The sequence below is a fragment of the Neoroseomonas oryzicola genome, from assembly GCF_012163135.1.
Taxonomy (GTDB): Bacteria; Pseudomonadota; Alphaproteobacteria; order Acetobacterales; family Acetobacteraceae; genus Neoroseomonas; species Neoroseomonas oryzicola.
On sequence record NZ_JAAVUP010000003.1, the window covers coordinates 660,212 to 685,653 of the forward strand.

The 25,442-nt window shown below is 73.3% G+C and carries 27 protein-coding genes; 9 read left to right on the forward strand and 18 right to left on the reverse strand.

The window, feature by feature from the left end; all coding sequences use genetic code 11:
• Positions 1-41 precede the first annotated feature (41 nt).
• Entirely contained in the window at positions 42-2,234 is a 2,193-nt protein-coding gene (locus GWK15_RS26580; protein ID WP_168042065.1) for an ATP-binding protein, read from the forward strand.
• A 211-nt stretch (positions 2,235-2,445) separates the two neighbouring features.
• On the opposite strand, the gene GWK15_RS14705 is transcribed toward GWK15_RS26580, so the two are convergent.
• The 6 genes from GWK15_RS14705 to GWK15_RS14730 form a co-directional block, all read right to left on the reverse strand.
• Positions 2,446-2,847 carry a DUF2237 family protein gene (locus tag GWK15_RS14705; RefSeq protein WP_168042066.1) on the reverse strand — a complete coding sequence of 134 codons (402 nt, stop codon included), beginning with the start codon at positions 2,845-2,847 and terminating at the stop codon, positions 2,446-2,448.
• Between the two features lie 3 nt (positions 2,848-2,850).
• Entirely contained in the window at positions 2,851-3,753 is a 903-nt protein-coding gene (locus GWK15_RS14710) for an LpxL/LpxP family acyltransferase (RefSeq protein ID WP_168042067.1), read from the reverse strand.
• Positions 3,750-4,040 (reverse strand): 3-hydroxyacyl-ACP dehydratase FabZ family protein, encoded by a 291-nt coding sequence (locus tag GWK15_RS14715; RefSeq protein WP_168042068.1) that lies wholly within the window; start codon positions 4,038-4,040, stop codon positions 3,750-3,752. The genes GWK15_RS14710 and GWK15_RS14715 overlap by 4 nt, the downstream gene beginning before the upstream one ends.
• Positions 4,041-4,158: 118 nt before the next feature.
• Positions 4,159-5,460, reverse strand: a complete 1,302-nt coding sequence (locus GWK15_RS14720; RefSeq protein ID WP_168042069.1) for an AMP-binding protein — start codon at positions 5,458-5,460, stop codon at positions 4,159-4,161.
• A 4-nt stretch (positions 5,461-5,464) separates the two neighbouring features.
• A complete protein-coding gene (locus GWK15_RS14725; protein WP_168042070.1) occupies positions 5,465-6,070 on the reverse strand; it encodes a COG4648 family protein in 606 nt (201 codons plus the stop codon).
• 5 nt (positions 6,071-6,075) lie between these two features.
• The gene (locus GWK15_RS14730) at positions 6,076-6,342 is read right to left on the reverse strand and encodes a phosphopantetheine-binding protein (RefSeq protein ID WP_168042071.1); all 267 of its coding nucleotides are present in this window, start codon (positions 6,340-6,342) and stop codon (positions 6,076-6,078) included.
• A gap of 214 nt (positions 6,343-6,556) precedes the next feature.
• On the opposite strand from GWK15_RS14730, the gene GWK15_RS14735 reads away from it, so the two are divergent.
• Positions 6,557-7,381, forward strand: coding sequence for a DUF3473 domain-containing protein (locus tag GWK15_RS14735; protein ID WP_168042072.1), 825 nt, complete (start codon positions 6,557-6,559; stop codon positions 7,379-7,381).
• A 6-nt stretch (positions 7,382-7,387) separates the two neighbouring features.
• Here GWK15_RS14735 and GWK15_RS14740 read toward each other — a convergent pair whose 3' ends face one another.
• A complete protein-coding gene (locus GWK15_RS14740; RefSeq protein ID WP_168042073.1) occupies positions 7,388-7,789 on the reverse strand; it encodes a hypothetical protein in 402 nt (133 codons plus the stop codon).
• A 181-nt stretch (positions 7,790-7,970) separates the two neighbouring features.
• Here GWK15_RS14740 and GWK15_RS14745 point away from each other — a divergent pair, with 181 nt between their 5' ends.
• A complete protein-coding gene (locus tag GWK15_RS14745) occupies positions 7,971-8,144 on the forward strand; it encodes a hypothetical protein (RefSeq protein WP_168042074.1) in 174 nt (57 codons plus the stop codon).
• The gene (locus GWK15_RS14750) at positions 8,144-8,869 is read left to right on the forward strand and encodes a trypsin-like serine peptidase (protein WP_168042075.1); all 726 of its coding nucleotides are present in this window, start codon (positions 8,144-8,146) and stop codon (positions 8,867-8,869) included. Before GWK15_RS14745 ends, GWK15_RS14750 begins: the two co-directional genes overlap by 1 nt.
• On the opposite strand, the gene xdhB is transcribed toward GWK15_RS14750, so the two are convergent.
• The 9 genes from xdhB to GWK15_RS14795 all read right to left on the reverse strand — a co-directional run bounded on the left by xdhB (position 8,850) and on the right by GWK15_RS14795 (position 18,306).
• A complete protein-coding gene (gene xdhB / locus GWK15_RS14755) occupies positions 8,850-11,108 on the reverse strand; it encodes a xanthine dehydrogenase molybdopterin binding subunit (protein ID WP_168042076.1) in 2,259 nt (752 codons plus the stop codon). The two genes, GWK15_RS14750 and xdhB, sit on opposite strands and share 20 nt — an antisense overlap.
• Before the next feature lie 73 nt (positions 11,109-11,181).
• A complete protein-coding gene (locus GWK15_RS14760) occupies positions 11,182-12,579 on the reverse strand; it encodes a xanthine dehydrogenase small subunit (RefSeq protein WP_168042077.1) in 1,398 nt (465 codons plus the stop codon).
• 63 nt (positions 12,580-12,642) lie between these two features.
• Positions 12,643-13,797: a CaiB/BaiF CoA transferase family protein gene (locus tag GWK15_RS14765; protein WP_168042078.1), complete on the reverse strand. Its 1,155-nt coding sequence runs from the start codon at positions 13,795-13,797 to the stop codon at positions 12,643-12,645.
• Between the two features lie 181 nt (positions 13,798-13,978).
• Entirely contained in the window at positions 13,979-14,944 is a 966-nt protein-coding gene (locus GWK15_RS14770; protein WP_168042079.1) for a hydroxymethylglutaryl-CoA lyase, read from the reverse strand.
• Positions 14,945-14,968: 24 nt separating this feature from the next.
• Positions 14,969-15,580, reverse strand: a complete 612-nt coding sequence (locus GWK15_RS14775; protein WP_168042080.1) for a DUF938 domain-containing protein — start codon at positions 15,578-15,580, stop codon at positions 14,969-14,971.
• On the reverse strand, positions 15,577-16,329 hold the full coding sequence (locus GWK15_RS14780; protein ID WP_168042081.1) for an FkbM family methyltransferase: 753 nt from the start codon (positions 16,327-16,329) through the stop codon (positions 15,577-15,579). The genes GWK15_RS14775 and GWK15_RS14780 overlap by 4 nt, the downstream gene beginning before the upstream one ends.
• Positions 16,326-16,775 carry a tRNA (N6-threonylcarbamoyladenosine(37)-N6)-methyltransferase TrmO gene (tsaA, locus tag GWK15_RS14785; protein ID WP_168042082.1) on the reverse strand — a complete coding sequence of 150 codons (450 nt, stop codon included), beginning with the start codon at positions 16,773-16,775 and terminating at the stop codon, positions 16,326-16,328. Before tsaA ends, GWK15_RS14780 begins: the two co-directional genes overlap by 4 nt.
• A complete protein-coding gene (locus GWK15_RS14790) occupies positions 16,772-17,656 on the reverse strand; it encodes a VOC family protein (protein WP_168042083.1) in 885 nt (294 codons plus the stop codon). The genes tsaA and GWK15_RS14790 overlap by 4 nt, the downstream gene beginning before the upstream one ends.
• On the reverse strand, positions 17,653-18,306 hold the full coding sequence (locus tag GWK15_RS14795) for a glutathione S-transferase family protein (protein ID WP_168042084.1): 654 nt from the start codon (positions 18,304-18,306) through the stop codon (positions 17,653-17,655). The genes GWK15_RS14790 and GWK15_RS14795 overlap by 4 nt, the downstream gene beginning before the upstream one ends.
• Before the next feature lie 165 nt (positions 18,307-18,471).
• Here GWK15_RS14795 and GWK15_RS14800 point away from each other — a divergent pair, with 165 nt between their 5' ends.
• The 3 genes from GWK15_RS14800 to GWK15_RS14810 are packed head-to-tail and all read left to right on the forward strand — an operon-like array spanning position 18,472 to position 21,617.
• Entirely contained in the window at positions 18,472-19,806 is a 1,335-nt protein-coding gene (locus GWK15_RS14800) for an aspartate aminotransferase family protein (RefSeq protein WP_168042085.1), read from the forward strand.
• Positions 19,807-19,812: 6 nt separating this feature from the next.
• Entirely contained in the window at positions 19,813-20,586 is a 774-nt protein-coding gene (locus GWK15_RS14805) for a response regulator (protein ID WP_168042086.1), read from the forward strand.
• Positions 20,583-21,617 (forward strand): CobW family GTP-binding protein, encoded by a 1,035-nt coding sequence (locus GWK15_RS14810; RefSeq protein ID WP_338147258.1) that lies wholly within the window; start codon positions 20,583-20,585, stop codon positions 21,615-21,617. The genes GWK15_RS14805 and GWK15_RS14810 overlap by 4 nt, the downstream gene beginning before the upstream one ends.
• 102 nt (positions 21,618-21,719) lie before the next feature.
• Here GWK15_RS14810 and GWK15_RS14815 read toward each other — a convergent pair whose 3' ends face one another.
• A complete protein-coding gene (locus GWK15_RS14815; RefSeq protein WP_209442194.1) occupies positions 21,720-22,775 on the reverse strand; it encodes a glycosyltransferase family 4 protein in 1,056 nt (351 codons plus the stop codon).
• Positions 22,776-22,780: 5 nt separating this feature from the next.
• Complete coding sequence (locus tag GWK15_RS14820) at positions 22,781-23,581, reverse strand: UDP-2,3-diacylglucosamine diphosphatase (protein WP_168042088.1); 801 nt, start codon at positions 23,579-23,581, stop codon at positions 22,781-22,783.
• A gap of 197 nt (positions 23,582-23,778) precedes the next feature.
• Here GWK15_RS14820 and GWK15_RS14825 point away from each other — a divergent pair, with 197 nt between their 5' ends.
• Positions 23,779-24,660, forward strand: coding sequence for a diacylglycerol/lipid kinase family protein (locus GWK15_RS14825; protein WP_245211639.1), 882 nt, complete (start codon positions 23,779-23,781; stop codon positions 24,658-24,660).
• Positions 24,661-24,717: 57 nt separating this feature from the next.
• On the forward strand, positions 24,718-25,442 hold a 725-nt coding region (locus tag GWK15_RS14830), incomplete at its 3' end, for an RraA family protein (protein ID WP_168042089.1).

Consider the following 25,442-nt stretch of genomic DNA (forward strand, 5'->3'; position numbering starts at 1 on the left):
CGCGGCGGGGGCCGGTCGGCCACCGGCTGAGGGCGAGAGGCGTGTACGATCGGTCCAGGATCAACCGGCTGGCTGCGCGACCGCCCTTCGTCACGTCGCTGATCTTCCTCGCGGCCGTCGTCCTGCCGGCGCTCGTCTTCCTGATCCTCACCCTCCATGACCGGTCCCACCGGCGGGAGGCGAGCCACCAGGACGCGCTGATGGCGAGCCTGCGCGCCGCCGAGCAGACGACCCTCGCCGTGCAGGGCGCCCTGCTGGCGGTCGAGCGGGTGGACGACGCCACCGCCGGGCTGAACTGGGCCCAGATCCAGCAGCGCCGCACCGCCGTGCTGGCGGACCTCCGCCGCTTCGAACAGGGCGTGCCGCATCTCGCCGGCTTCGCGCTGATGCGTCCCGATGGCCGCGTCGCGATCGCCTCCGGCATCGAGGGCGCGGCGAATGCCGACCTCTCGGGCATCGACACGGTCCGTCGCCTGCGGGAGGCGCCGCGCGCCCCACTCTTCGACCTCGCCCCGCGCGAGGCCTTCGGCCCGGCGCCGATCCTCCTCGTCGGCCGCAGCCGCGGGCCGGAAGGCCGCCCGCCGGACGGCGCCTTCTTCGCCGAGCTCAAGGGCGAGAGCCTCCTCGCCGCCTGGCAGGGCTTCGGCGCCGAGGGCAGCCGCTTCGCCCTGGTGCGGGACGACGGCGCCGTGCTGCTGCGCTCCGACGGGGCCGAGGGGCGCGGCTTCCCGCCCGGCGATCCGCTCCGCGCCGCGATCGCCGCTGGCCGCACGGCGCCGATGCTCGCCGATCCCTTTGCCACCGGCACGCCCGAGGTCGTCGCCTGGCAGCGGATCGGCAGCTACCCGCTGGTGGTGGTCTACGCCGCGCCGCCGGCCGGCGTCGGCCATTGGCTGCAGGACAACCTGCTGAACCTCGGCGTCAGCCTCTCGCTCGGGCTGGCCTTCGTCCTGTTCGCCATGCGCGTGCGCACCACCGACCGCAGCGACGCCGCGACGCTCGAACGCCTCGAGGCGAACGCCGCCGAGCTGCGCGCCGAGATCGCCCGGCGCGAGGCCGCCGAGGAAAACCTGCGCAACGCCCAGCGGCTCGAGGGCCTCGGCCGGCTCACCGGCGGCGTGGCGCATGACTTCAACAACCTGCTCACCGCCATCCTCGGCACCGCGCGCTCGCTCGAACGCCATCTCGGGCCCAGCGCGGACGAACGCACCAAGCGGCTGATCGCCGCGACCGTCGCCGCGGTCGATCGCGGCGCGCGGCTGAACGCCAGCCTGCTCGCCTTCGCCCGCCGCCAGCCGCTGACGCTGGCGACGGTCGACGCGAACGCGCTGGTGCAGAACTTCCTGCCGCTGCTGCGCCGCGCGTTGGACGAGACGATGTCGGTCGAGCTCTCGCTCGACCCCAGCCTGCCCGCCTGCAACGCGGATGCCGCGCAGCTCGAGGCGGCGCTGCTCAACCTCACCATCAATGCGCGCGACGCCATGCCCAAGGGCGGCACGCTGCGCATCACGACGCGCCGCGCCTGGCTGCAGGAACAGGCGCTGGCCGGCAATGCCGATGCGCAGCCCGGCCCCTATGTCGCGATCGAGGTGCGCGACAGCGGCCAGGGCATGTCGGCCGAGGTGCGCGAACGCGCCTTCGAGCCCTTCTTCACCACCAAGGCGCTAGGCCAGGGCACCGGCCTCGGCCTGTCGCAGGTCTTCGGCTTCATCCGCCAGATCGGTGGGCATGTGTCGATCCAGTCCGCGCCGGGGCGCGGCACGGCGGTGACGCTCTACCTGCCGCTCGGCTCGGCGATGGACGAGCCGAGCGGCGGCACCGCCGCGGTGGCGAAGCCCGACCCGCATTCGGGCGTCGGCTGCACGGTGCTGGTGGTCGAGGACGAGCCCGCGGTGCGCGCTGTCGCGGTGGACATGCTGCAGGATGCGGGCTTCGCCGTGCTCGCCGCGCCGGATGGGCCGAGCGCGATCGCGCTGCTGCGCGAAGGGGCGCATGTCGACATCCTGTTCAGCGACGTGGTGATGCCCGGCGGCATGACCGGCGTGGACCTGGCGCGCGAGGCGCGGCGGCTGCGTCCCTCCCTCGGCGTGCTGCTGGCCTCCGGCTATGCGGCCGAGGCGCTCGCCCAGCATGGCGGCGCCGGCGACTTTGAGCTGATCGGCAAGCCCTACGACGCGGAGACGGTGCTCTCGCGCCTTGCCGCGCAGCGGCAGCGCCAGGCGGAGAAGGCGTAGGGCAGATCCCCGTCAGGCGGAATCGCCCGATCGGGTGAAGATGCCCGCGCTGGCAGTGGCGCGGAGGCGTTGTCGCGAGCCCAGGCGCAAACGGCGTCATGCCAGCCGCGCGAAGATCTCAGCTTCGTGCCCTCAGGCGCCGGCGCTTCGCTTGCCTCGCTGCATGAGCGCCTAGCGCAGGTCGGAATGTCGTGCGGTTGGTATCAGCGCGTCACGCCGCGTCGATCGCGTGCGCCATCAGGTGCTCGCGCGTCGTCACCTGCAGCGCCGCCTCGTGCGTCGCCTCCAGCAGCACCAGCGGCGCGACGCCGGCGCGCCGCGCCTCCTCCCACCGCGCCGCGCAAAGGCACCAGCGGTCGCCCGGCTTCAGCCCCGCGAAGCCGTATGCCGGCAGCGGCGTCGAGAGGTCGTTGCCGACGCTGCGGCTGAAGGCGAGGAATTCCTCGGTCATTTCCGCGCAGACCACGTGCAGCCCGACATCGCCCGGGCCGGTGTTGCAGCAGCCGTCGCGGAAGAAGCCGGTCAGCGGCGCAACCGAACAGGGCATCAGCGGCCCGCCGATCACGTTGCGCGGCCGCGGGCGCTCCTCGCGGCGATCGAAGACGTCGTCCATGCGCTACCGCTCCTCCTCCCGCCAGAAATCGTAGAAGTTGAACCAGTTGTGCGGATGCGCGCGGCACATCTCCGCCAGCCGCGCAGCATAGCGCGCGATCCAGCCGCGCAGCGCCTCCTCCCGCGTCTCCCGCGGCAGGGCGAGGGCGGGGGAGAAGGCTTCGAAGTGCAGCGCATAGCGGCGCGGGCCGACCCACAGCCCGAAGCCGAGCACCACCGGCGCGCGCAGCACCGCCGCGACCGTCATCGGTCCGCTCGGGAAGGGCGCCGGGTCGCCCAGGAAGTCCACCGGCACCATGCGTTCCCCGCGCGGCGCCCGGTCGGCGAGGATGCCGACCACGCCCCCGCGCTCGATCACTTCCCGCGCGGTGAGCATCGCCTCGGGCCGGCCGAGCTCGATCACCGCCGCGCGCCGCGTCGGGTCCAGGCTGTCGAACAGCGCATCCGCCGGGCCGGCATTGGCGGTGTGCATCAGCATCCGCACCTCGACCGGTGCGCCGGCGCCGCCGACGGCGCGCAGCGCCTCGAAGGACCCCATATGCGCGCCGAGCAGCACCAGCCCCTGCCCGCGTTCGGCGGCGGCGTGCAACGTCTCGAGCCCGGTGATCTCCACCCGGTAGCCCGCGCTGCGCCCCGTGAGCAGGTAGACGCGGTCGAGCATGGTGGAGGCGAAGCAGAAATACAGCCGCCAGAGGTCGCCCCAGCCTGCCTCCCGCCCCAGCGCGCGCGTCAGGTAGCGCCGCGCCGCGCGTTTCTGCGCCGCCGGCGAGGTCGCGAGGTAGAAGGCGGTGATCGGATGCAGCAGCGCCTGCGCGACTGGCCAGCCGAGGCCGAGCGCGATCCGCGCCATCAGCCGCAGCGCCGCGCCGGTCCCGCGTTCCGGCGTGGCGGCCCAGCCCCCGGTCATGGCGCGAAGGCCATGTCCCCGGAGGCGACGACGCGCTCCCCGACGGTCAGCGTGAAGGCAACGCGCGCCGCGCCGCGGCGGTCGAGGGCGATGCGCACCTCCTCGCCCGGCAGCACGGGCGCGGCGAACTTCGCGCGGGGCAGGCCGGCCGGCGGGCCGAGACCGAAGGCGGCGCGCGCGGCCTGCGCGACCTGATCGAGCAAGAGCACGCCGGGCACGATCGGGCGGCCGGGGAAGTGGCCGGCAAGCGATGGGTGATCCGGCGGGATCACGAAGGACCCCGTCATGGCGGGCTGAAGGCCGGGGGAGGGTGTACCTCCCCCGGACCCCCTCCCTTTTCTGGTTCCTTGGTTCCAAAGAAGGTTGAGGGGGGTTCGGGGGGAGAAGTTCCCTTCTCCCCCCGCCTCACGACCTGCGCCACGCGAGCCCTGCCAGGTCCTTGTGCTGGACCTTCCCCACCTCGTCCCGCGGCAGTTCGTCGAGCATCACCACCGGCCGCGGCAGGAAGGCGGGCTCGACCCTCCCGCGCAGCGCCGCGACGACGGATGTCGCGCTCATCCCCGGGGCCACCACGAAGGCGGCGAGCCGCGCCCGTGGATTGTGGTCGAGGTCCTCGGGCGCGAGGAACATCGCCTCCCGCACGCCCTCGACGTCCGAGAGGATCTTCCCCAGCCCGGCGAGCGAGGCGCGCTTGCCCGCGAGCTTCACCATGTCCCCCTGCCGGCCCACCAGGCGGAAGCGGTCGCCGCCCGCCGCTTCCAGCACGTCGGACAGCGGCACGGGCGCGGGCAGGCCGGGCACGGTGACCTCGGCGCGGTTTTCCCCGATCGCGAAGGCGACGCCCGGATAGGGCGACCAGGCCTCGCCCTCGAGCGTGCGGCGCGACGCGATCGAGCCGGCCTCGGTGGCGCCGTAGATCTCGAGCACCGGCGCGCCGAAGGCGGCCTCCGCCTCGGCAGCGAGGCTGTCGGCCAGCGGCGCGGTCGCGGAGATGATGGCCGAGACCGCCGGCAGCGCGATGCCGGTGCCGAGCAGCGCGCGGAGTTGCAGCGGCGTCGTCACCAGCAGCCGCGGCGCGGGGACGGCGGCAAGCGCCTCCGCCACGTCCGAGGGATAGAACACCGCCCCCGCATGCCCCGCGCCGGCGCCCTGCAGCGGCAGCAGCAGCGTCGTCTCGAAGCCGTACATGTGCTGCGCCGGGACGGTGCCGACGATGCTCGTCCCGGGTGTGACGGCGAAGCGTTCGGCCGCCGCCCGCGCCCCGGCGACGAGCGCGCCCCAGGGCTTGGCATGGGGCCGCGGTTCCCCCGTGCTGCCGGAGGTGAAGGCGATCGCCGCGACCATCGCGGCGGGAATGGCGGGGTTGGGCGCGGCGGCGCCGGCCTCGGCTTCGGGCGCCAGCACGGGCAGTGGCAGCGCGACCTCGGTGTCCGATAGGGCGTAGCGCGCGCCGTGCAGCCGCGCGATGTCGGCAAGCCGCTGCGGCGTCCGGTCGGCCGAGAGCAGCGTGACATGCCCGCGCGACAGCGCCGCGGCGAAGGACAGCAGCGCGAGATACCGGTCGGCGCAGAAGTTCAGCACCGGCCCGTCCTCGGGCAGCCGCGCGGCGAGCGACGCGACCTCGGCGAGGAAGCGCCGGACCGTCACGGGCACGTCCCCGCGGTGGAAGATCACCTCCTCCGGCGTGCGCGAGGTCAGGGGCAGCATGGCGTCATCCCGCATGGCCCTGCACATCCGCCCGCCAGATCGCGCGCAGCGTCCGCCCCAGCCCCACCGGGCCGAGGCGCGGGAAGACCAGCGCGCGGACCGCATGTTCGCCGAGGAAGAAGGCAAGCGAGAGCAGCAGGTTCAGCGCCGCCACCGGCCCCGGCGCCGGCCCGTGGCCCGCGAGCGTCGCGAGGTTCACCGCCGCGAAGCCCAGGAAGAACAGCGTCCACAGCAGCGTCAGCCACCGCGTGTAGACCGCGAGGGCGGGGGAGACCTCGCCATGGTCGGCGCGGGTGTAGCGGGTGATCAGCGGCTCGGCGCCCGGCCGCAGCGTTCGCCCGAAATGCCAGGCGAGCACCAGGTTGCCCACCAGCGGCAGGGCGGCGAACACCATGGCGGGCCCGCCCGGGCCGCTCGCCCAGGCGGCGGCACCCGCGGCAGCCAGCGCCGCGGTCGCCGCGACGCCGGCGACGCCGCCCGCCGGCGAGACCATGGCCCCGATCAGCCCGGCCGCCAGCGCGGCCGAGGCGAGATCCATCCCGCCCGCCCGCGCGGCCAGCAACAGTCCCGAGAGCGGCAGCGATATCGCGAGCCGCGGCGCCAGGCGCATGCGCCTCAGCCCGTCCGGTTCTTCTCGATATGGGCGGCGAGCGCGCGCAGCGAGGCGAAGATGCGGTGGTTCCGCTCGTCGTCCGAGCGCAGCTGGAAGCCATAGCGCTTGGACACCGCCAGCGCGATCTCGAGCGCATCGATCGAATCGAGGCCCAGCCCTTCCCCGAACAGCGGCGCCTCCGGATCGATCTCCTCCGGCGCCGTTTCGAGGTGAAGGGCCTCGACGATCAGCTTGGCGACCTCCGCTTCCAAGGAGAGGGTCGTCGTCAAAATCGGTCTCCCGCAGCTTTCCGTTACGGTTCCGGTCCCGTACCACCGATGGCCCTGCGGCGCGCCCTTGACGGAACGCGCCCGACCAGCGACCTCCGCTTCGATGCCGCCTACCCTCGGATACCGAAATTACCAACGCGAAAGTGGCCTCACAAGGGCGACGGCGCGTGCGGCCCGGCGTCTGGCCGCGCTTCCGGCCCTGTTCACCTTCACCGTGGACGTCGAGGACCATGCCGGAGGCCAGAGGGCGGCGGCCCAGACCGGCCGGCTGCTCGACCTGCTGGAGGCGGCCGGCGCCCAGGGCACCTTCTTCGTGGAGGACGCGGTGGTGGCCGCCGACCCCGCGCTGGTGCGGGCCATCGCCGCGCGGGGGCACGAGGTCGCCTCCCATGGCCACCGCCACTGCCCGATCGCCGAGGAGACGCCGGTAGTCTTCCGCGCGGGCATGGCGACGGCCCGCGACCGGCTGGCGGACGTCACCGGCCAGGCGCCGATGGGCTACCGCGCGCCCTATTTCTCCCTCACGCCCCAGGCGTCCTGGGCGAGCGACATCCTGGCCGGGCTGGGCTTTTCCTATTCCTCCTCGGTGCTGCCGGCCTGGAACCCGCTGGCGGGCTGGCCGGGGGCGCCGCGGCGGCCCTTCCTGTGGGCATCGGGGCTGCTCGAGCTGCCGGTGCCGGTGGCGCGCGTCGGGCCGCTCCGCCTGCCCTTCCTGGGCGGGATGTACCTGCGCTGGCTGCCGCCCTGGCGGCTGCGCTGGATGGCCGGGCGCTGGGCGGCCGAGGAGGCCGAGGGCGCGCTCTGGTCCTACTGCCACCCCTACGACCTGGACCAGGAGGAAGCCCTGGTCCATCGCCGCGACGCCGGGGCCTTCGGCAGCCTGATGCTGTGGCTCAACCGCGGCCCGACCCTGCCGCGGCTGCAGGGGCTGCTGGAAGGCCGGCGGTCGGTGACCTTCGCCGAGCGCCTGCCCGCCCTGCGGCGCGGCGCCGCGACCTGGCTGCCGGCCGGCGCGCTGCAGCCCGCCCCGGCGGAATAGGCGGCCTCAGCCGGCCCGGCAGAGCCGCGCCTCCAGCATCCCGACCGCGGCGACGAAATCGGCACGGCCGACATCCGGCAGGTCGCCGACGCGGCGCTCGCGCGCCCGGTCCGCGATGCACAGGCAGAAGGAGGCGGTGCGGGCCAGCGTCCATTCCGCCTGGCCCGCCAGTTTCTGCCGCAGCGTCCAGGTGCACCAGGCGCGGAAGGTCGCATCGCCCAGCGGCGTCTCGACCGAGGTCGCGACCTGCGCCAGCGACCGGCGCGGCACTGCCGGTTCCGCATCCGCCACCGCCACCGCGGGCGCCGGCGCGCGTGGGAGCATCGCCGGCAGGTGGTTCAGCGCCGCGACCACCGCGCCGAACACGACGCCGCCGAGCAGCAGGATGCGCAGGAAGGTGACGATCACGCGGCCGAGCCTGGACCGCAGGCCCAAGCCGGTCCAGCCCAGCGGCTGTTCGACGCGCGCGGCACCCCCACCCGGAGTACCACGCCAGGACCCTGGACCGGGTGGCCGGGCACGGGCCGGTGCCTCGCGACACGCCGCTTCCCCGTTTTCTTCCGGGGGCAAATGATTCTAGCCTTCGCCCATGCGGCGCATCCTCATCCTGACCGGCCTCGGCCTTGCCTTCTGGGCGGCGCCCGCGCCGGCGCCGCTGTCCGGCGCCGCGGCGCAGACCCAGTCGCCGGACCAGCCGCCGAGTTCGCCGGTGCCGCGCCCGCCGCGGTCCTGTCATCCGCCGCCGGCGCCGCCCACCACCTGATGACCACCCGCATCTTCGGTGCATGCCGCGCGCCGGTTCTGCGCGCCGCCATCCTCGCGCTTCTGCTCGCCGGTCCTGCCGTGGCGCAGCCGGTCCCGGGCCTCGGCAGCGTCGACACGCGCCGGCCCGTCCCGGCCGACCGCGTCCCCTGGAACGCGGTGGGCGAGGTCGAGACCACTTCCGGCAATCGCTGCACCGGCACGCTGGTCGGCCCGCGCAGCATCGTCACTGCCGCGCATTGCCTGGTGACCGAGGATGCCGGCGCGCTGGTGCCGGCCGCTTCCATCACCTTCCGCATCGGCGGGCGCAGCGCGCGCGGCGTGTCGCTGCGCAGCGGCCCGAACTTCGACACGCGGCAGGAGGCCCCCTGGCGGGCCGACTGGGCCGTGGTGACGCTCGACGCGCCGCTCGGCACCGGCCGCGCCATGCGCATGGGCCAGGAACCCCCGCGCGAGGGCCTGGCCCTCACCCTGCCCGCCTGGCAGCACGACCGGCCGGGGGAATTGCTGGCCGACCTCGCCTGCCGCGTCGTCGTCTTCGGCACCTTCGGCAGCCAGGGCGTGATGGTCGGGCACAATTGCGCCGGGACCAGCGGGTCCTCCGGCGCGCCGCTGATCGCGCGGGGCGAGGACGGGTCCTACGTCGTCGTCGGCATCCAGACCAAGGCGGCGCTGGGCCGGCCGCTCGGCGTCGCCGTGCCGGCCTTCACGATCCCCTTGCGCTGAGCGCCGTCAGGATCCGGTCCGGCGTCGCCGGCAGGTCGATCCGATCGAGCCCCGTCGCGTCCAGGATCGCGTTCCACACCGCGGTCGCGAGCATCAGCGGCGGTTCGCCCACCGCCTTCGACCGGAAGATCGTGTCCTGCCGCGCCGGCGCGTCCTGCAGCAGCCGCACGTTGAAGGCGGGCGGCACGTCGCGCGACCCGGGGATCTTGTAGGTGGACGGCCCGAGCGTGCGCTGGCGTCCTTCCGCATCCCAGACCAGTTCCTCGCAGGTCAGCCAGCCCATGCCCTGCACGAAGGCGCCCTCGATCTGGCCGCGGTCGACGGCCGGGTTCAGCGAGCGGCCGCAATCCTGCACCAGGTCGGCGCGCAGCACGCGGTGCTCGCCGGTCAGCAGGTCCACCGCGACCTCGGCCACCGAGGCGCCGTAGGAGAAATAGAAGAACGGCTCCCCCGTCATCGTCGCCGGATCCCAGTGGATGTCCGGCGTGCGGTAGAAGCCCGTCGCCGAGAGCGACACGCGTTCCATCCAGCAGCGATGCGCGAGGTCGGCGAAGCCCATCGCGCGGTTGTCGCCGGGCCGCGCGACGAAGACGCGGCCCTCCGCGAAGCGCACATCCTCCGCCGGCACCTCCCACAGCGCGCCGGCGACCTCGGCCATGCGGCCGCGGATCGTCGTCGCCGCGAGATGCGCCGCCCAGCCGTTGAGGTCCGACCCCGTGCTCGCCGCCGTCGGCGCGGTGTTGGGCACTTCCGCCGTGCTCGTCGCCGTGATGCGCACGCGGTCGAGCGGCACGCCGAAACTCTCCGCCACCACCTGCGCGACCTTGATGTTGAGCCCCTGGCCCATCTCCGTCCCGCCATGGTTCAGGCGGATCGAGCCATCCGTGTAGACATGCACCAGCGCCCCCGCCTGGTTCAGGTGGCGAACGCCGAAGGAGATCCCGAAGGCGAGCGCGAAGGACCCCAGCCCGCGCCGGATGAAGGGATGCGTCGCGTTGAAGGCGGCGATCTCCGCGCGGCGATGGTCCCACTCCGCATCCTGCCTGCACTCGGCCCAGACGCGGCGGATCAGGTCGCCTTCCAGCGCCTGGCCGTAGGGTGTGAGCGCATCGTTCGGCCCACCCGCGAAGTTGCGCTCCCGCACGGCTTCCGGCGCCAGGCCCGTCCCGCGGGCGACGCCGCGGATCACGTCCTCCATCAGCAGCACGCCCTGCGGCCCGCCGAAGCCGCGGAAGGCGGTGTGCGAGACCGTATTCGTTCGCAGCGCCAGCGCGGTGATCCGCACCGCCGGCACGTCGTAGCAGTTCAGCGCATGGGTGATGGCGCGGAACACCACGCCGGGCGTGAGGTCGAGGCTATGCCCCCCATCCGCCGCCAGCGTCGCCTCCAGCCCCAGGATCCGCCCCGACGCGTCGAACCCCGCCCGCCAGCGGAACAGAAAGGGATGGCGCTTGCCCGTCGCCGCCATGTCCGCCTTGCGCGCCAGCCGCAGCTTCACCGGCCACCCCGTGCGCCAGGCCCCGAGGGCCGCCGCCGCGGCGATCCAGGACGCGTTGCTCTCCTTCCCCCCGAAGCCGCCACCCATGCGCCGGCACGTCACCGGCAGCCGGTTGTAGTCCATCCCCAGCACCCGCCCCGCGATGTGCTGCACCTCCGTCGGATGCTGCGTCGAGGAGGTGATCGCGATCTCCCCATCCTCCCCCGGCACCGCGATCGCGACCTGGGATTCGAGGTAGAAATGCTCCTGACCCCCGGCGCGGAACGTGCCCTCCGCGCGCAGCGGCGCCGCCCTGATCGCCGACGCCGCATCGCCGTGCGCGACCACCTGCGGCGGCATCAGGAAGGACTCCCGCGCGATCGCCTCCTCCATGTCGAGCAGCGCCGGCAGCGGGGAGATCGCGCAGCGCACCGCCGCCGCCGCTCGCAGCGCGGCATCGCGCGTTTCCGCCAGCACCATCGCGATAGGCTGGCCGTGATGCTGCACGGACGCCTCCGCGAACAACGGCTCCCCGCCCTTGCCGGACGCCGAGACGTCGTTCGCCCCGGGCACGTCGCGCGCGGTCACCAGGATCACGCCCGGCGGCGCCTCGATCGCGCCGAGTACGCCATGCGCGACGGGACTCAGCACCAGCGCGGCATGCAGCAGGCCAGGCGGGTCCGGCAGGTCGTCGGCGAAGCGCGCGGCGCCGGTGCAATGGGCGAGGGCGCTGTCATGGGGAACGGGGACGCCGGTGGTCATGGCAGCAGGTCGGTGGAGGGGAACCTCCCCCGAACCCCCTCCCTTCTTTCGATACTCGAACCGCGACGCTCCATCATGCGACGACACCCGGGGCATCGAGCGCCATCACCTCGGGCGGCACGCCGACGCGCCGCAACGCCATGCGGCGCAAGAGATTGCCCACGGCACGGCGGCGATACGCCGCGCTGCCGCGCAGGTCCGACAGCGGCGTCACCTCCGCCTCCAGCGCCCGCGCCGCACGCTCCGCCGCGGCCACATCCAAGGGCGAACCGACCAGCGCCGCCTCCGCCCCCGGCGCCCGCGCCGCCCGCGGCCCGCAGCCGCCATGCGCGACCCTCGCCGCGGCCACCACGCCATCGGCAAACGTCAGCAGCACAGACAGGCCCACCGTCGCGATGTCCTGGTCGTGCCGCTTCGACAGCTTCTCACACGTCAGGAGCGCGCCTTTCGGCGGCCGCGGCAGCAGCACGCGCGTGACGATCTCGTCCGCCGCCAGCGCAGTCTCGCGATAGCCGATGAGGAAATCCTCCACCGCCATCTCGCGCTCCCCGCGCACCGAGGCCAGCGTCACCCGCGCCCCCAGCGCGATCAGCGGCGGCAGCGCATCCCCGATCGGACTCGCCGTCCCGAGATTCCCGCCCAGCGTCCCCATCCCCCGGATCTGCCGCGACCCCAGCCGTCGCAGCAGCGCCGCCACCGGCGCGAAATCCGCATCCCCCGCGCACGCGTCGAGCAACCGCGCATAGGAGGCGGTCGCCCCGGCCAGGATCCCCTCCGCCGTCACCTCGATCCGCCGCCAGCGCGGCACGCCGAGCAGGCAGATCACCACCTCCGGTGCCTCGCGATGCTCCGACACGCGCAGCCCGAGGTCGGTCCCGCCGGCGAGCAGCCAGGCACCGGGATGCGCTGCGCGCAGCGCCAGCGCCTCCTCCGGCCCCTGCGGCAGGAAGAAGCGCTGCGACCCTGCGGCAACCTCGCGCGGCGCATCGGGCGCGAGCGGCGGCGGCGCGCCGTCATCCTCCATCGCCGTCATGGCATCGAGGATCGGCCGGTATCCCGTGCAGCGGCACAGGTTCCCCGCCAGCGCCTCATGCGGATCGCCGCCGCCGCGCGTCCAGGCCCAGGCCGACATGACGATGCCCGGCGTGCAGAAGCCGCATTGGGTGCCGTCATGCGCGGCGAGCGCCTGCTGCACCGGATGCGCCCCGCCATCCTCGCCGCGCAGCCCTTCCACCGTGCGGATCGCCCGCCCTGCTGCCTGGCCAAGCAGCATCAGGCAGGCATTCACCGGCGTGCGCGTGCCGTCCGGGTTCTCGAGCACCACGGTGCAGGCGCCGCAATCGCCTTCCGCGCAGCCTTCCTTGGTGCCGGGCAGCCGGCCTGGCCCACGCAGCCAGTCCAGCAGGGTGATCGTGGGCGAGGTGCCCTCCGGCACCGCCACCACCTCACCATTCAGGGTGAACCGGATCATGGCCCCAAGCGTAGCAAGCATCGGGCCGCGGCGGAGAAGGACTTTGCCGCCGTCGCCGTCGCGCTATTCCGCCGCCTTCCGTCCCGCGCGCAGCGGGCCGAGGATCTCCGCGTCGTGCTCGCCAGGCTTCGGCAGGTCGAGCCGCACGCCGAGCCTCTCCGCGCCGAACTGCATCGGCAGGGCCGGGACGCTGGCCGCGCGCCCATCGGGCAGCGTCACCGGCAGCAGGCTGCCATTCGCGAGCAGGTGCGGATCCTCGAACAGGTCCCACGGCCGGGCGATGCGGGAGAAGGGCAGGCCGGCCGCCTCGCACATCGTCTCCAGCGCCGCGACCTCGTGCTTCGCCAGCAGCGACTGCACCAGCGGGATCAGCGTCTCGCGCCGCTTCGCGCGTTCGGTGTTGGTCGCATAGTCGGGGTTGTCGAGCGCGGGTTCGTTCAGCTCGCGGCGGAAGATCTCCCACTGCCGCTCGGTGACGACGCCGATGAAGATCTGCTCGCCATCCTTCGTGTCGAACACGTCGTAGACGCCCCAGGCGCGGCGCCCGGCGGGCATCGGCGTCGGGTCCTGCCCGGTCATGCGCTGCTGCAGCATGGCGGTGGAGACGAGGAAGGCCGCGTTCTCGAACAGCCCTGACTGCAGGTGCTGGCCCTTGCCGGTCGCATCGCGCTGGCGCAGCGCGGCGAGGATCGCGATGGCGCCGAACATCCCGCCCATCATGTCGTTCACCGGCGCGCCGGCGCGCAGCGGCCGCCCCGGCGGGCCGGTCATGTAGGCGAGGCCCGACTGCATCTGCACCACCTCGTCGAGCGCGGTGCGGTTCTCGTACGGCCCCGGCAGGTAGCCCTTGAGCGAGAGGTAGATCAGGCGCGGATTGCGCGCCGACAGCGCCTCGTAGCCGAGGCCCTTCGCCTCGAGCCCGCCGGGGCGGAAATTCTCGAGCACCACGTCGGCGGTGTCGATCAGCCGCTTCAGCGTCTCGAGGTCCTCCTCGCTCTCGGTGTCGAGCTGCACCGACTTCTTGTTGCGACTGAAGGCCGGGAAGAAGCCGGTGCCGGAGGCCACCAGGTAGCGCGTGCGATCGCCCTTGCCCGGCGGCTCGACCTTGATGACCTCGGCGCCGAGATCCGCCAGCACCAGGCCGCAGGTCGGGCCCATGACCATGTGGGAGAACTCGACGACGCGGATGCCGGCGAGGGGAAGAGAGGCGGTCGTCATGCGATGCGTCCTTCGGGATTGGAGGGGCCTTGCCCCTCCAAGCCACCCCACCAAAGGCCGAAAGGCCTTTGGGAACCGATACGGGGGTGGCGCCAAATCATGGTTGGCAAAGGCCTCTGGGCCTTCGTCCCGTCCAGGGCAGAGCCCTGGCCGGGAGGTCCGGAGGGGCGGAGCCCCTCCATCACGCGGCGCGCGCCTTCGCCCGGAACGCCGTCAGCGACCCGCCCCGCAGCAGCGCCGAGGGCAGCGTCCTGCCCAGCACGCGTTCCGCGAGGTGCCCCGCGGCGATCAGCGCATCGATGTCGATGCCCGTCGCGATGCCCATCTCCTCGCAGAGCATCACGAGTTCCTCGGTCGCGATGTTCCCCGGCGCGCCGGGATGCCCCGCGAAGGGGCATCCGCCGGCGCCTCCCACCGCGGCGTCGAAATCCGCGACCCCCATCCGCAGCCCCGCGAGCGCATTGGCGATGCCGAGCCCGCGCGTGTCGTGCAGGTGAAGCGAGACCTTCTGCTCCGGCCAGCGCGACCGCACCGCGCCGACCACGCGCTCGATCAGCAGCGGGTTGGCCCAGCCCATGGTGTCGGCCAGGGATATGCGCTCGATCGTGCAGCCGGTCTCCTGCGCCAGTCCCATGGCGACGGCCACCGCGGCGATCGCCTGCGCCGGCGCGATGTCGCCCGCGAAGTTGCACCCGAAGGCCGCCTGGACGGACACCCGCGTCACCGGCACGCCGGCGGCCAGGTGCTCCGCCACGTTCTCCCGCTGCGCGGCGATCTGCCCCGCGCGGTCGCGATTGAGGTTCTTGAGCGAGAAGGCCTCGGACGCCGCCACGGTGATGGACCCGTAGACGGCGAGCCGGTCCTTGAAGGCCAGCGCCCGCTGCAGCCCCTGCGGGTTGAACCACAGGGCGGTGTAGGTGACGCCCGGCTTCGGCGCGAAGCCCGCGACGACCGCATCTGCATCGGCCCAGCCTGGCACGCGCTTCGGGCTGACGAAGGACGCGACCTGGATGCGGGGCGCCCCGGTCGCCGACAGCGCGTCGATCAGCGCGATCTTGTCGGCCGTCAGCACCGGCGTCGTCGCGATCTGGAAGCCCTCGCGCGGGCCTTCCTCCGTGATGCGGACCGCTTCTGGCAGGTCGCTCATCGCCGTCTCCTCCGGTGTTCCCGTCTATCGCCGCGGGCCGCGGCGGAAGGCCACGGTCAGGTTGTTGGCCGGCATCTCCGTCACCTCGGGCGGCCCGAAGCCCTTCGTCGCCGCGAGCGCCGCCACGGCCTCGAGGTCCCGCACGCCCCATTCGGGATTGCGTACGCGCAGGTCCGCGTCGAACGCCGCGTTGGACGGCGCCGTATGGTCCCCGCCACGCTTGTAGGGCCCGTAGAGCACCAGCGGCGCGCCTTCCGGCAGCAGCGCTGCCGCGCCGTGCAGCAGCCCCTCGGTCGCCGCCCAGCGCGAGATGTGGATCATGTTGATGCACACCACCGCATCCGCCGCCCCGACCGGCCAGGGCCAGGCGCTCGCGTCGAGCGCGGCCGCCGGCAGCAGGTTCGCCAGCGCCGCCTCGCGCGCCCAGGCATCGATGCTCGCCCGTGCATCGGCGTCGGGGTCGCTCGGCTGGAAGGTCAGCGCGGGCATGGCGGCGGCGAAGTGGATGGCGTGCTCGCCGCTGCCGCTCGCGACCTCCAGCACCACGCCGCGCGCCGGCAGGATGCCGCGCAGCACGTCGAGGATGGGGTCGCGGTTGCGCGCCGCGGCGGGCGCGAAGCGGCGCGGGTCCGTCATGGCATGAGCCTTTCCGGCGCCAGCGCGGCATAGACGTCGCCGCTGTTCGCCGCGTGCGGCAGGGCATCGATCCAGTCCGCCATCGCGGCGGCGCCAACCGGCCCGCGATGCGCGAATGCCATGCTCTCGCCCAGGCAGGCATTGAAGGCGCGGTAGCCGAGCGCATCGAGCAGCCCGAGGCACTCCCGCGCCACCCCGCGCTGGATGGTGGTGAACTCGAAGGACAGCGCGCGGGGCGGGCGCGTCAGGCCGCGCAGCACGGCGGCCTCGAAGCCCTCCACGTCGATCTTCACGAAGGCGGGCAGGCCGTGCCGCATGGCGAGCTCGTCGAGCGTCGTCACCGGCCGCGCGACCTCGGCATCCCAGCGCTGCCCTTCCCATCCGGCGGCGCCGTCCGCGGCGGCGATGAAGTCCGCCGAGGCCGTCGCGACCGTCGGGTTCGCCGTGTTCAGCCGCAGCACCGCCTCGCCCGGCGCCGCGCCGACCAGCGCCGCCACCAGCGTCACGCCGGGGTCGCGGCGGAACATCAGCCGCAGCGCGCGCGCCAGGCGCGGCTGCGGTTCCACCGCCACCACCCGCGCGCCCAGCCGCCGGAAGGACGCCGTGCGGTCCCCCACATGGGTGCCGACATCGAAGGCGAGGTCTCCCGCCGTGAGGAAGCGCGCATGGAAGGCATCGAGCAGCCCGGCCCGCCCTGGCGCGTAGTAGGTGCGCAGCGAGGCGCCGATGGCGGCCGCGAATCGCGTCATGCCGCCCGCGCCGGCTTGAGGTCGACCAGCGGCGTGCCGTCCACGCAGTCGAGCCCGCGCACCGTCACCCCGGCCTCGTCCACCGCGACGACGTCGACGATCGAGGTCGCGATCGGATTCGGTCGGTTGGGCGATCGCAGTGCGAAGGTGCCCATCGCCCCGCGCCCCTTCGGCACCTGCACCAGCAGGTCGCGGCGTGCGAGATGCATCCAGTAGAGCACCTCGAGCCGATCCCCCGCCGCGATGCCGCGCAGGGCCGGCCGCCAAGGCGCGTCTATGTCGATGTGGCAGTCGGGGCCATCGACCCGCCCGCGATGCGGGCACTCGGCGCGCGTCGCGAAGGGCGTGCGGATGCGCCCGATGAAGGCGACCGACGCATCGGCGCGGGCGGGATCGCCGCCCTCGACCTCGCCGGGGCGCGTCGCGTGCCAGTCGGCCTCGCTCACGCGAAGACCACCGCCGCGCCGGCGGCGTAGGCGGGCGGGACCATCACGCCCTGCGGCGCCTCGACCACCGGGATGCCCTGCAGCACCTGGCGTGCGGCGGCGCCGCCATCCTCGGTCCGCACCACGATCCCGGCCATGAAGGGGGAAGCGGGCGGGCTCACGCCGGGCAGCACGGCCGGCAGCGCCTCCTCGGTCAGGATGCGCACGCGGGTTTCCATCACCGGAGCGAAGGGCCCGGCCGCCCGGGCCGCGCCCGGCAGGCGCAGCAGGAAGCCGCCCGCCGGGTCCGGTTCCACCGGCAGGCCCGAGGTGCGCGACAGCCGCGCCGCCGTCTCTGCCGGGGCCTTGGCGCAGAGGATCGCTTCCTCCAGCGCCACGGCCTTGTTGGCGTGGTTCATCCATTTCTCCTGCCACACCAGTTCGGGCGTCAGGTGGCGGATGAGCTGCACGCGCCCCTCCGGCGGGTCGGGGAAGGGCAGGCGGGCGAATTTCGCGATCGGCCCGCCGGCCTCGACCGGGCGTTCGAGCCAGGCGATGCCCGGGATGTCGATCCCGGCCGCGCGCATCCGCGCGAGGTTGCCCTCCGCATCCTCCATCGCCAGGGCGAGGATGTGCATCCCCGGATAGCGCGCGAGGAAGGCATTGAGCGTGTTGTCGTACAGCGCCGGGTCGAGGATCGCGATCAGCTCGATGTAGCCGTGCCTGAGGAAGGCGCAGCGATTGCCGGATCCGAACTTCTCCACCGGCAGGTCCGGCCGGCGGCGCCCGCTCTGCTGCGCGATGGGCGACAGCGCGAAGCCGAGCCTCTCATAGGCCGCGCACATCGGGCCGAGGTCCCGCGAGGCGATGCCGACATGGTCGAGGGCGACGGCGGTGCTCATGCGGGGTTCTCGTACTTCTCGATCTGCCAGGAGGCGGGCTCGGCCGCGGCCTCGTCGTACCAGCGTTCCATCAGCGGGTGGGAGCGCACCGCGGCGGCGTAGCCGCGCGAGGTCTCCGACAGCTCCGGCCCCCAGGTCAGGAAGCGGGTGACGACCGGGGCGTACATCACGTCGGCCAGGCCGAAGCGTTCCCCGAACAGGAAGGGCCCGCCATGGGCGGCGAGCGCGCCGGCCCAGATCGCCTCGATCCGGGCGATGTCCTCCAGCGCCTCGGGCGTGCGGCGCTGGCCGGGGAAGGTGCGGCCGAGATTCATCGGCATCGCCATGCGCAGCCCGCGGAAGCCGGCATGCATCTCGGAGGCGATGGAGCGCGCATGGGCGCGGGTCGCCCGGTCCGCCGGCCAGAGCTCCGGGGCGATCTCCGCGCAATATTCCACGATGGCGAGGCTTTCCCAGATCCGCGCCCCGTCATGCTCGAGGTAGGGCACCGTGCCGGAGGGCGTCATCTCCCGCACGGCGGGCGTCACGCCGCCGGCGAGCGGGATCACCACCTCCTCGACATCGAGGCCGGCCAGGCGGACGGCGAGCCAGCCGCGGAGCGACCAGGACGAATACCGCTTGCTGCCGATGACGAGGCGACCATGGGCCATGCGCGCGCCCTCCTTCCGGCGCGGGCGGACCATGCCACGGGCTGCGCCCGGGCCAAAGGGCAGGGGCCGGCGCGGCGGAATTCCATGACGGGCCGGGAGAGTGCTTGCCCCGCGGGCCGCCCGGGTGTTCCTTGCGCCACTGCCGAGCCTGGAGAGTGCCCCGGAATGAACGAGATCAGCGTGCCGCGTCCCAATTCGCTGGACGCCTACTGGATGCCCTTTTCGGACAACAAGTACTTCAAGGGCGACACGTCGCGCATGATCGCCCGCGCCGAGGGCATGTCCTACTACACGCCCGAGGGGCGGGAGATCCTGGACGGCACCGCCGGCCTGTGGTGCTGCAACGCCGGCCACGGCCGCGTCGAGATCAAGGAGGCGATCCAGAAGCAGGCCGCCATCCTCGACTACGCGCCGACCTTCCAGCTCGGCCACCCCATCGCCTTCGAGGCCGCCTCCCGCATCGCGGAGATGACGCCCGAGGGGATGGACCGCGTCTTCTTCACGAATTCCGGATCCGAGAGCGCCGACACCGCGCTCAAGATCGCGCTCGCCTACCACAAGGCGCGGGGCGAATCCTCCCGCGTGCGCCTGATCGGGCGCGAGCGCGGCTATCACGGCGTCGGCTTCGGCGGCATGTCGGTCGGCGGCATCGGCGCCAACCGCAAGCAGTTCGGCGCCCTGCTGCCCTATGTCGACCACCTGCCGCACACGCACGGCCTCAAGGAGAACCTGTTCGCGAAGGGCGAGCCGCCGGCCGGCGCGCATCTCGCGGACGTGCTCGAGAACCTGGTCGCGCTGCACGGCGCCGAGACCATCGCCGCGGTGATGGTGGAGCCCGTCGCGGGATCCACCGGCGTGCTGGTGCCGCCCGCGGGCTACCTCAAGCGCCTGCGCGAGCTGTGCGACAAGCACGGCATCCTGCTGATCTTCGACGAGGTGATCACCGGCTTCGGCCGGCTCGGCACCAATTTCGGCGCCGAGCGGCTGGGCGTGGTGCCCGATATCATGACCATGGCGAAGGGCCTGACCAACGCCGCCGTGCCGATGGGCGCGGTGGCGGTGAAGAACGGCGTCTACGACACGGTGGTCAACGGCGTGGCGGGCGGCATCGAGTTCTTCCACGGCTACACCTATTCGGGCCATCCGCTCGCCGCCGCCGCGGCCATCGCGACGATGCAGCTGCACCAGTCCGAGGACCTGCCCGGCCGCGCCCGCGCGATCGAGCCCTACTGGCAGGACGCGATGCATTCGATGCGCGACGCGCCGAACGTCATCGACATCCGCGACATCGGCCTGATCGGCGGCATCGAGCTCGCCCCGCGTCCCGGCAAGCCCGGCGCCCGCGCGATGGACGTGTTCCGCCGCTGCTTCGACGCCGGCGTGCTGGTGCGCGTGACGGGGGACATCGTCGCGCTCTCCCCGCCGCTGATCGTCGAGAAGCCGCATGTGGACCGGATCGTCGGCACGCTGACCGACGCCATCCGCGCGGAAGCCGCCTGAGGCGCCATGACTGCCGAGCCGGGCCCGCCCCTCAGCGTCCTGCTCATCGATCCGCGCGCCGGCGCCTCGGCCGTCGTGCGGACGATGCTCGAGGCGTCGGGCCACCGCGTCACCTTCGTGCATGACTGGGCCGCGGCCGAGCTGCGCCTGACGCTGCAGCCGCACGAGGCGGTGGTGATGAGCGTCCTGACGCCCGGCAACCGCCGCAAGAGCGCGGCCGCCCTGCTGCGCGGATCGGGCGGGCGGAACGGCGCGCTGCCGCTGCTGGGCCTGGCGACGGGCGTGGATCACCTCGCGCGCGACAAGGCGCTGGCCGAGGGCTTCGACGCCGTGCTGATGCAGCCCTTCGGTGCGGAGGCGCTCGAGGCCGCGCTGCGCCGGGTGGTGCTGGACCGCGCGCCGCCCCTGCTGCTGGACGCGGCGCGGCGGGCCGGGCTGCGCGAGGTCCATGGCCCCGCCGCGCTCGCCGCGCTGGACGAGGCGGCGCTGGCGCTCGCCGCCCGCCTGCTGCCCCCCATCGTCGAGCACGGCGCCCCGGCGGCGGAGATCCTGGCCGCGGCCGAGGCACTGGCCGAGGCGCTGGACGCGATCGGCGCCCTTCATGCCACCGCCATGGCGCGCGAGATGGCGGACCGATCGGCGCAGGGCCGCCGCGCCGTCCACCCCATGGCCTCTGCCCTGACGGCGACGCGCAGCGCGCTGCGCCACGACCGGCTGACGGCCGCCCGCCGCGACCCCATATGGGCCGCAAGCGACACATCCCCTGGAGACACCCCGTGAGCGAAACGACCGCCCGCGAGCCCGTGCCCGTCACCGTGCTGACCGGCTACCTCGGCGCCGGCAAGACCACGCTGCTCAATCGCATCCTCACCGAGAACCATGGCCGCAAGTTCGCCGTGGTGATCAACGAGTTCGGCGAGCTCGGCGTGGACAACGACCTCGTCGTCGATGCCGACGAGGAAGTGTTCGAGATGAACAACGGCTGCATCTGCTGCACCGTGCGCGGGGATTTGATCCGCATCCTCGGCGGGCTGATGCGCCGGCGCGACAGGTTCGACGGCATCATCGTCGAGACGACGGGCCTCGCGGACCCCGCCCCCGTCGCGCAGACCTTCTTCGTGGACGAGGACGTCAAGCGCGCGACGAAGCTCGATGCCATCGTCACCGTGGTGGACGCGAAGCACCTGCCCGCGCGGCTGTCCGACAGCAGCGAGGCGCAGGAGCAGATCGCCTTCGCCGACATCATCGTGCTGAACAAGATGGACCTGGTGAGCGCCGAGGAGGCCGCCGAGGTCGAGCGCCGCATCCGCGCCATCAACCCCTATGCCGAGATCCGCCGCGCGACCAAGTCCGACGTGCCGATCGACGCCGTGGTCGGCCGCGATGCCTTCAACCTCAACCGCATCCTCGAGCGCGAGCCGGAATTCCTCTCCGGCGAGGACGACCACGAGCATGATTCCGAGGTGAACAGCGTCTCCTTCGAGGTCGAGAAGCCGATCGACCCGGAGCGCTTCAACGCCTGGATCACCCAGGTGCTGGCGTCGAAGGGCCAGGACCTGCTGCGCACCAAGGGCATCCTCTACTACGAGGGCGACAGCCGCCGCTTCGCCTTCCAGGCGGTGCACATGATCGCCGATGGCGACTTCATCGGCGAGGTGAAGGAGGGCGATCCGAAGCGGTCCAAGATCGTCTTCATCGGCCGCGACCTGAACCGCCCCTGGCTGCGGAAGGGCTTCGAGGCCTGCCAGGCCGGCGAGGACGAGGCGAAGATCCAGGCCGAGATCGCGCGCTGGAGCCCGCCGCCGGCGTAAGGACGGCCGTCCGGAGCTTCGGTCCGAGGCGGCGCCGGCCCGCAACGTCGCCCGGCGAGTGTCGTCGCGTGGCGGGATCGCCGCCGTCGCGTCGGACAGCGGCTAGACCGGCACCAGCGCCGCCCGGAACTGCGCCGCGCAGGCCTCCCAGGACCACGCCTCGGCATGGGTCCGGCAGGCGGCGCGGTCGCAGGTGAGCGCCTCCAGGCAGGCGGCACGCAGATCCTCGCTCAGCGCGCCGACCAGCGGATCCGTCACCACGTCGCGCGGCCCGGTCACCGGAAAGGCCGCGACCGGCGTGCCGGAGGCCAGCGCTTCGAGCAGCACCAGCCCGAAGGTGTCGGTGCGCGAGGGAAACACGAAGACATCCGCCCCGGCATAGGACCGCGCCAGCAGCCCGTTGTCGCGATAGCCGGTGAAATGCGCCTCCGGGAACCGCTTCTGCAGCCCCTCCCGCGCCGGCCCGTCGCCGACCACCACCTTGCTGCCCGGCAGGTCGAGCGCGAGGAAGGCCGCGATGTTCTTCTCCACCGCGACGCGTCCGGCATAGAGGAAGACCGGCCGGGGCAGGCCTTCCCAGGCCTCGCGGGGCTCGGGGCGGAAGCGGGCGAGGTCCACCCCACGCGTCCAGGCCCGCAGCTTGGTGAAGCCCCGCGCGGCGAGGTCCTCGCGCAGCGACCGCGTCGCCGCGAAGGTGCCGGCCCCCGCCTCGTGGAATCGCCGCATCACCGCCCAGGACCAGGCCACCGGGATGCGCGTGCGCGCGTGCAGGTATTCGGGGAAGCGCGTGTGGAAGGCGGTGGTGAAGGGCCAGCCGCGCTTGAGGCAGATCGCGCGCATCGCCCAGCCGAGCGGCCCTTCCGTCGCGATGTGCACCACCTCGGGCCGGAAGGCATCGACCAGCCGCGCGAGCTTGCGCCGCGGCGCGACGGCGAGGCGGATCTCGGCATAGCCCGGCATGGGCATGTTCAGGAACCGGTCGGGCCCGATCACCTCCACCGTGTCGCCACCGGCGCGCAGATGATCCACCACGATCGACAATGTGCGCACCACGCCGTTCACCTGCGGGAACCAGGCGTCGGAGACGATCAGGATGCGCAGCGGCGCGCCGCGCGCGCCGATGCAGTCTGCGGCGGGCGCCGTTGCGGAATCGTCCATCGCGGTCAGGCGGGAACGACGGCGCGGCGCGGCGGGCGCGCAAAGGACAGCCGGTTCTCCTGCACCCAGTCGATCAGCTCGAAGCGACCGTCCGCGTGCTCGACCAGCGCGGTGCAGGATTCCACCCAGTCGCCGTCGTTCATGTAGAGCACGCCCTGCACGGTGCGCATCTCGGCATGGTGGATGTGGCCGCAGATCACGCCGTCGAGCCCCCGCCGCTTCGCCTCGGTCGCAAGCGCGCTCTCGAAGCGGTCGATCGCCTTCACCGCTTCCTTCACCTGGCGCTTCAGCCATTGCGACAGCGACCAGTAGGGATAGCCGAGCCGCCGCCGCGCGGCGTTGAACCAGCGGTTCAGCGTCAGCGCCCAGTCATAGGCCCAGTCGCCGAGATGGGCGATCACCTTGGCGTAGCGGATCACGCCGTCGAACTCGTCGCCGTGGATGACCAGGAAGCGCCGCCCGTCGGCCGCGGTGTGCTCGGCCTCCCGCACCAGCTTCACGCCCGCGACCTCGAGGCCCAGCCAGTCGCGGAACAGCTCGTCATGATTGCCGGGGATGTAGACGACCTCGGTGCCGTGGCGGGCCATGCGCAGCACGAGGCGGATCGCCTCGTCGTGGTCGGCGTCCCAGTACCAGGATTTCCGAAGCCGCCAGCCATCGACGATGTCGCCCACCAGGTACAGCCGCTCGCAATCCACGCGGCGGAGGAAATCCACCAGGAAGTCGCTGCGGCAGCCCCGCGTGCCGAGATGCACGTCCGAGAGGAAGATGCTGCGGTATCGGCGTCGCGGATTCGAATCGTGCATCCGGCCCATGCTCCGTGGGACGCCGGCGTCGCGCGTGCGATTCGGCGCCGTGCTGCGATGTCGCAGCGCCGATAGCCCGCGCCCCGCGCCCCGCGCGTGAATCTTGGATGAAGCATGCGGCGTGGGCGTTCCATGTCATGCTGCCGTCGCGGGATCGTCCCCGAATCGTCACGCCGGCACGCGAGAAGCCCCGCCTCATGGCGACGCGCATGCTCATCGTCTTCAACCCCGCCGCGGGCGCGCGCCGCCGTCGCCGGCTGCTGGTCGCGCTCGACCTGCTGCGCGGCCTCGGCCTGCGGCCGGAGATCGCCGAGACCGCGCGGCGCGGCCATGCGACGGAGCTCGCGCGCGCGGCCGCGCTGGACGGCGTGCGCACCGTCGTCGCGGCAGGCGGCGACGGCACCATCGCCGAGGTCGCGGCCGGCCTCGCCGGGTCGGACAGCGCGCTCGGCGTGCTGCCGCTCGGCACGGCGAATGTGCTGGCGCTGGAACTGGGCCTGCCGCGCGCGCCCGATCGCGCGGCGGAGGTGCTCGCGATGGGCCGCACCGCGCTGCTGCATCCGGGCCTGGCGCGCTATGCGGACGGGCGGGAGCTGCTGTTCGTCCAGATGCTCGGCGCGGGCTTCGACGCGGCGGTGGTCCACGCGCTGGTGCCCGGGCTGAAGCGCGCGATCGGCAAGGGCGCCTATGTCTGGCAGACGATGCGGGAGATGCCGCGCTACCCCTTCGCGCCCGTCACCGTCACCCTCGACGGGCGGGAGGAGACGGCGGCGAGCGTCATCGTCACCAAGGGACGGCTCTATGCCGGGCGCTTCCTGCTCGCGCCGGGTGCCGACCCGCGCGCCGAGGGCTTCCATGTCGCGCTGTTCCGCGACGCCGGGGCGCTTGCCGCGCTGCGCTACGGGGCGGCGCTGCCGCTCGGCCTGATCTCGCACCTGTCGAGCGTCGAGATCCGCCGCGCCGATCACGTCCGCCTGTCAGGCGAGGGCATCCCCATCCAGGCCGATGGCGACGCGGCGGGGCACCTGCCGGTCGACATTGGTGCGGCGCCCAGGCCGATGCGGATCGTGGTGCCCTAGCGGCGCCCCGGCGCCCGTGCTGCATTGCGCGCCTTCCGCTTCGAAGGACCGTCCAGAATGCCCATCGGCTTCCGCATCGCCCCCGTCACCGAGCGCGTCGACGCCGCGCTGATCGCCCGCGCGGCGAAGCTGCCGGCCGCGAACATCGGCGACGTGATGAGCCGCATCCAGACCATGCGTGGCGGCTTCCGCCCCTTCGGCGGCAGGAAGGTCATCGCCGGCCCGGCCTTCACGGTGAAGGCGCGCGCGGGCGACAACCTGATGCTGCACCGCGCCTGCGACATGGCAGCACCCGGCGACATCATCGTCGGCGACGGCGGGGCGGACCTGTCCATCGCGCTGATGGGCGAACTCATGATCGGCCATGCGCAGAAGCGCGGCGTGCAGGGCATCGTGCTCGACGGCGCGGTGCGCGACGTGGATGCGCTCGCCACGCTCGACATCGGCGTCTGGGCCTGCGGCGCGACGCCCTCCGGTCCCTACAAGGATGGGCCGGGCGAGATCGGCTACCCGATCTCCTGCGGCGGCCAGGTGGTCATGCCGGGCGACCTGATCGTGGCGGATGCCGATGGCGTGGTGGTGGTGCCGCGCGCCCATGCGGCGGAGGTCATCGCGCTGGCCGAAGCCCATAACGCGAAGGAACAGAAGGCACAGGCGGCGATCGACGCCGGCACCTATGACCGGGCCTGGGTGCTCGAGGGCCTGCGCGCGAAGGGGTGCGAGGGGGCCTGGGGGCTGGGTGTGGGCGGAGCGGGCGCAGCCCCGTGCGCGCGGCCCCCGCC

Coding starts and splice junctions, on each gene's coding strand:
- GWK15_RS14775 (WP_168042080.1), bottom strand. CDS start 15,580: ATGACGGACCCGCGCCGCTTCGCGCCCGCCGCGGCGCGCAACCGCGAC.
- GWK15_RS14815 (WP_209442194.1), bottom strand. CDS start 22,775: ATGGACGATTCCGCAACGGCGCCCGCCGCAGACTGCATCGGCGCGCGC.
- GWK15_RS14800 (WP_168042085.1), top strand. CDS start 18,472: ATGAACGAGATCAGCGTGCCGCGTCCCAATTCGCTGGACGCCTACTGG.
- GWK15_RS14760 (WP_168042077.1), bottom strand. CDS start 12,579: ATGATCCGGTTCACCCTGAATGGTGAGGTGGTGGCGGTGCCGGAGGGC.
- GWK15_RS14715 (WP_168042068.1), bottom strand. CDS start 4,040: ATGACGGGGTCCTTCGTGATCCCGCCGGATCACCCATCGCTTGCCGGC.
- GWK15_RS14780 (WP_168042081.1), bottom strand. CDS start 16,329: ATGACGCGATTCGCGGCCGCCATCGGCGCCTCGCTGCGCACCTACTAC.
- xdhB (WP_168042076.1), bottom strand. CDS start 11,108: ATGACCACCGGCGTCCCCGTTCCCCATGACAGCGCCCTCGCCCATTGC.
- GWK15_RS14825 (WP_245211639.1), top strand. CDS start 23,779: ATGGCGACGCGCATGCTCATCGTCTTCAACCCCGCCGCGGGCGCGCGC.
- GWK15_RS14820 (WP_168042088.1), bottom strand. CDS start 23,581: ATGCACGATTCGAATCCGCGACGCCGATACCGCAGCATCTTCCTCTCG.
- GWK15_RS14770 (WP_168042079.1), bottom strand. CDS start 14,944: ATGAGCGACCTGCCAGAAGCGGTCCGCATCACGGAGGAAGGCCCGCGC.
- GWK15_RS14790 (WP_168042083.1), bottom strand. CDS start 17,656: ATGAGCACCGCCGTCGCCCTCGACCATGTCGGCATCGCCTCGCGGGAC.
- GWK15_RS14805 (WP_168042086.1), top strand. CDS start 19,813: ATGACTGCCGAGCCGGGCCCGCCCCTCAGCGTCCTGCTCATCGATCCG.
- GWK15_RS14745 (WP_168042074.1), top strand. CDS start 7,971: ATGCGGCGCATCCTCATCCTGACCGGCCTCGGCCTTGCCTTCTGGGCG.
- GWK15_RS14765 (WP_168042078.1), bottom strand. CDS start 13,797: ATGACGACCGCCTCTCTTCCCCTCGCCGGCATCCGCGTCGTCGAGTTC.
- GWK15_RS14795 (WP_168042084.1), bottom strand. CDS start 18,306: ATGGCCCATGGTCGCCTCGTCATCGGCAGCAAGCGGTATTCGTCCTGG.
- GWK15_RS14750 (WP_168042075.1), top strand. CDS start 8,144: ATGACCACCCGCATCTTCGGTGCATGCCGCGCGCCGGTTCTGCGCGCC.
- GWK15_RS14710 (WP_168042067.1), bottom strand. CDS start 3,753: ATGACCGGGGGCTGGGCCGCCACGCCGGAACGCGGGACCGGCGCGGCG.
- GWK15_RS14705 (WP_168042066.1), bottom strand. CDS start 2,847: ATGGACGACGTCTTCGATCGCCGCGAGGAGCGCCCGCGGCCGCGCAAC.
- GWK15_RS14720 (WP_168042069.1), bottom strand. CDS start 5,460: ATGCTGCCCCTGACCTCGCGCACGCCGGAGGAGGTGATCTTCCACCGC.
- GWK15_RS14725 (WP_168042070.1), bottom strand. CDS start 6,070: ATGCGCCTGGCGCCGCGGCTCGCGATATCGCTGCCGCTCTCGGGACTG.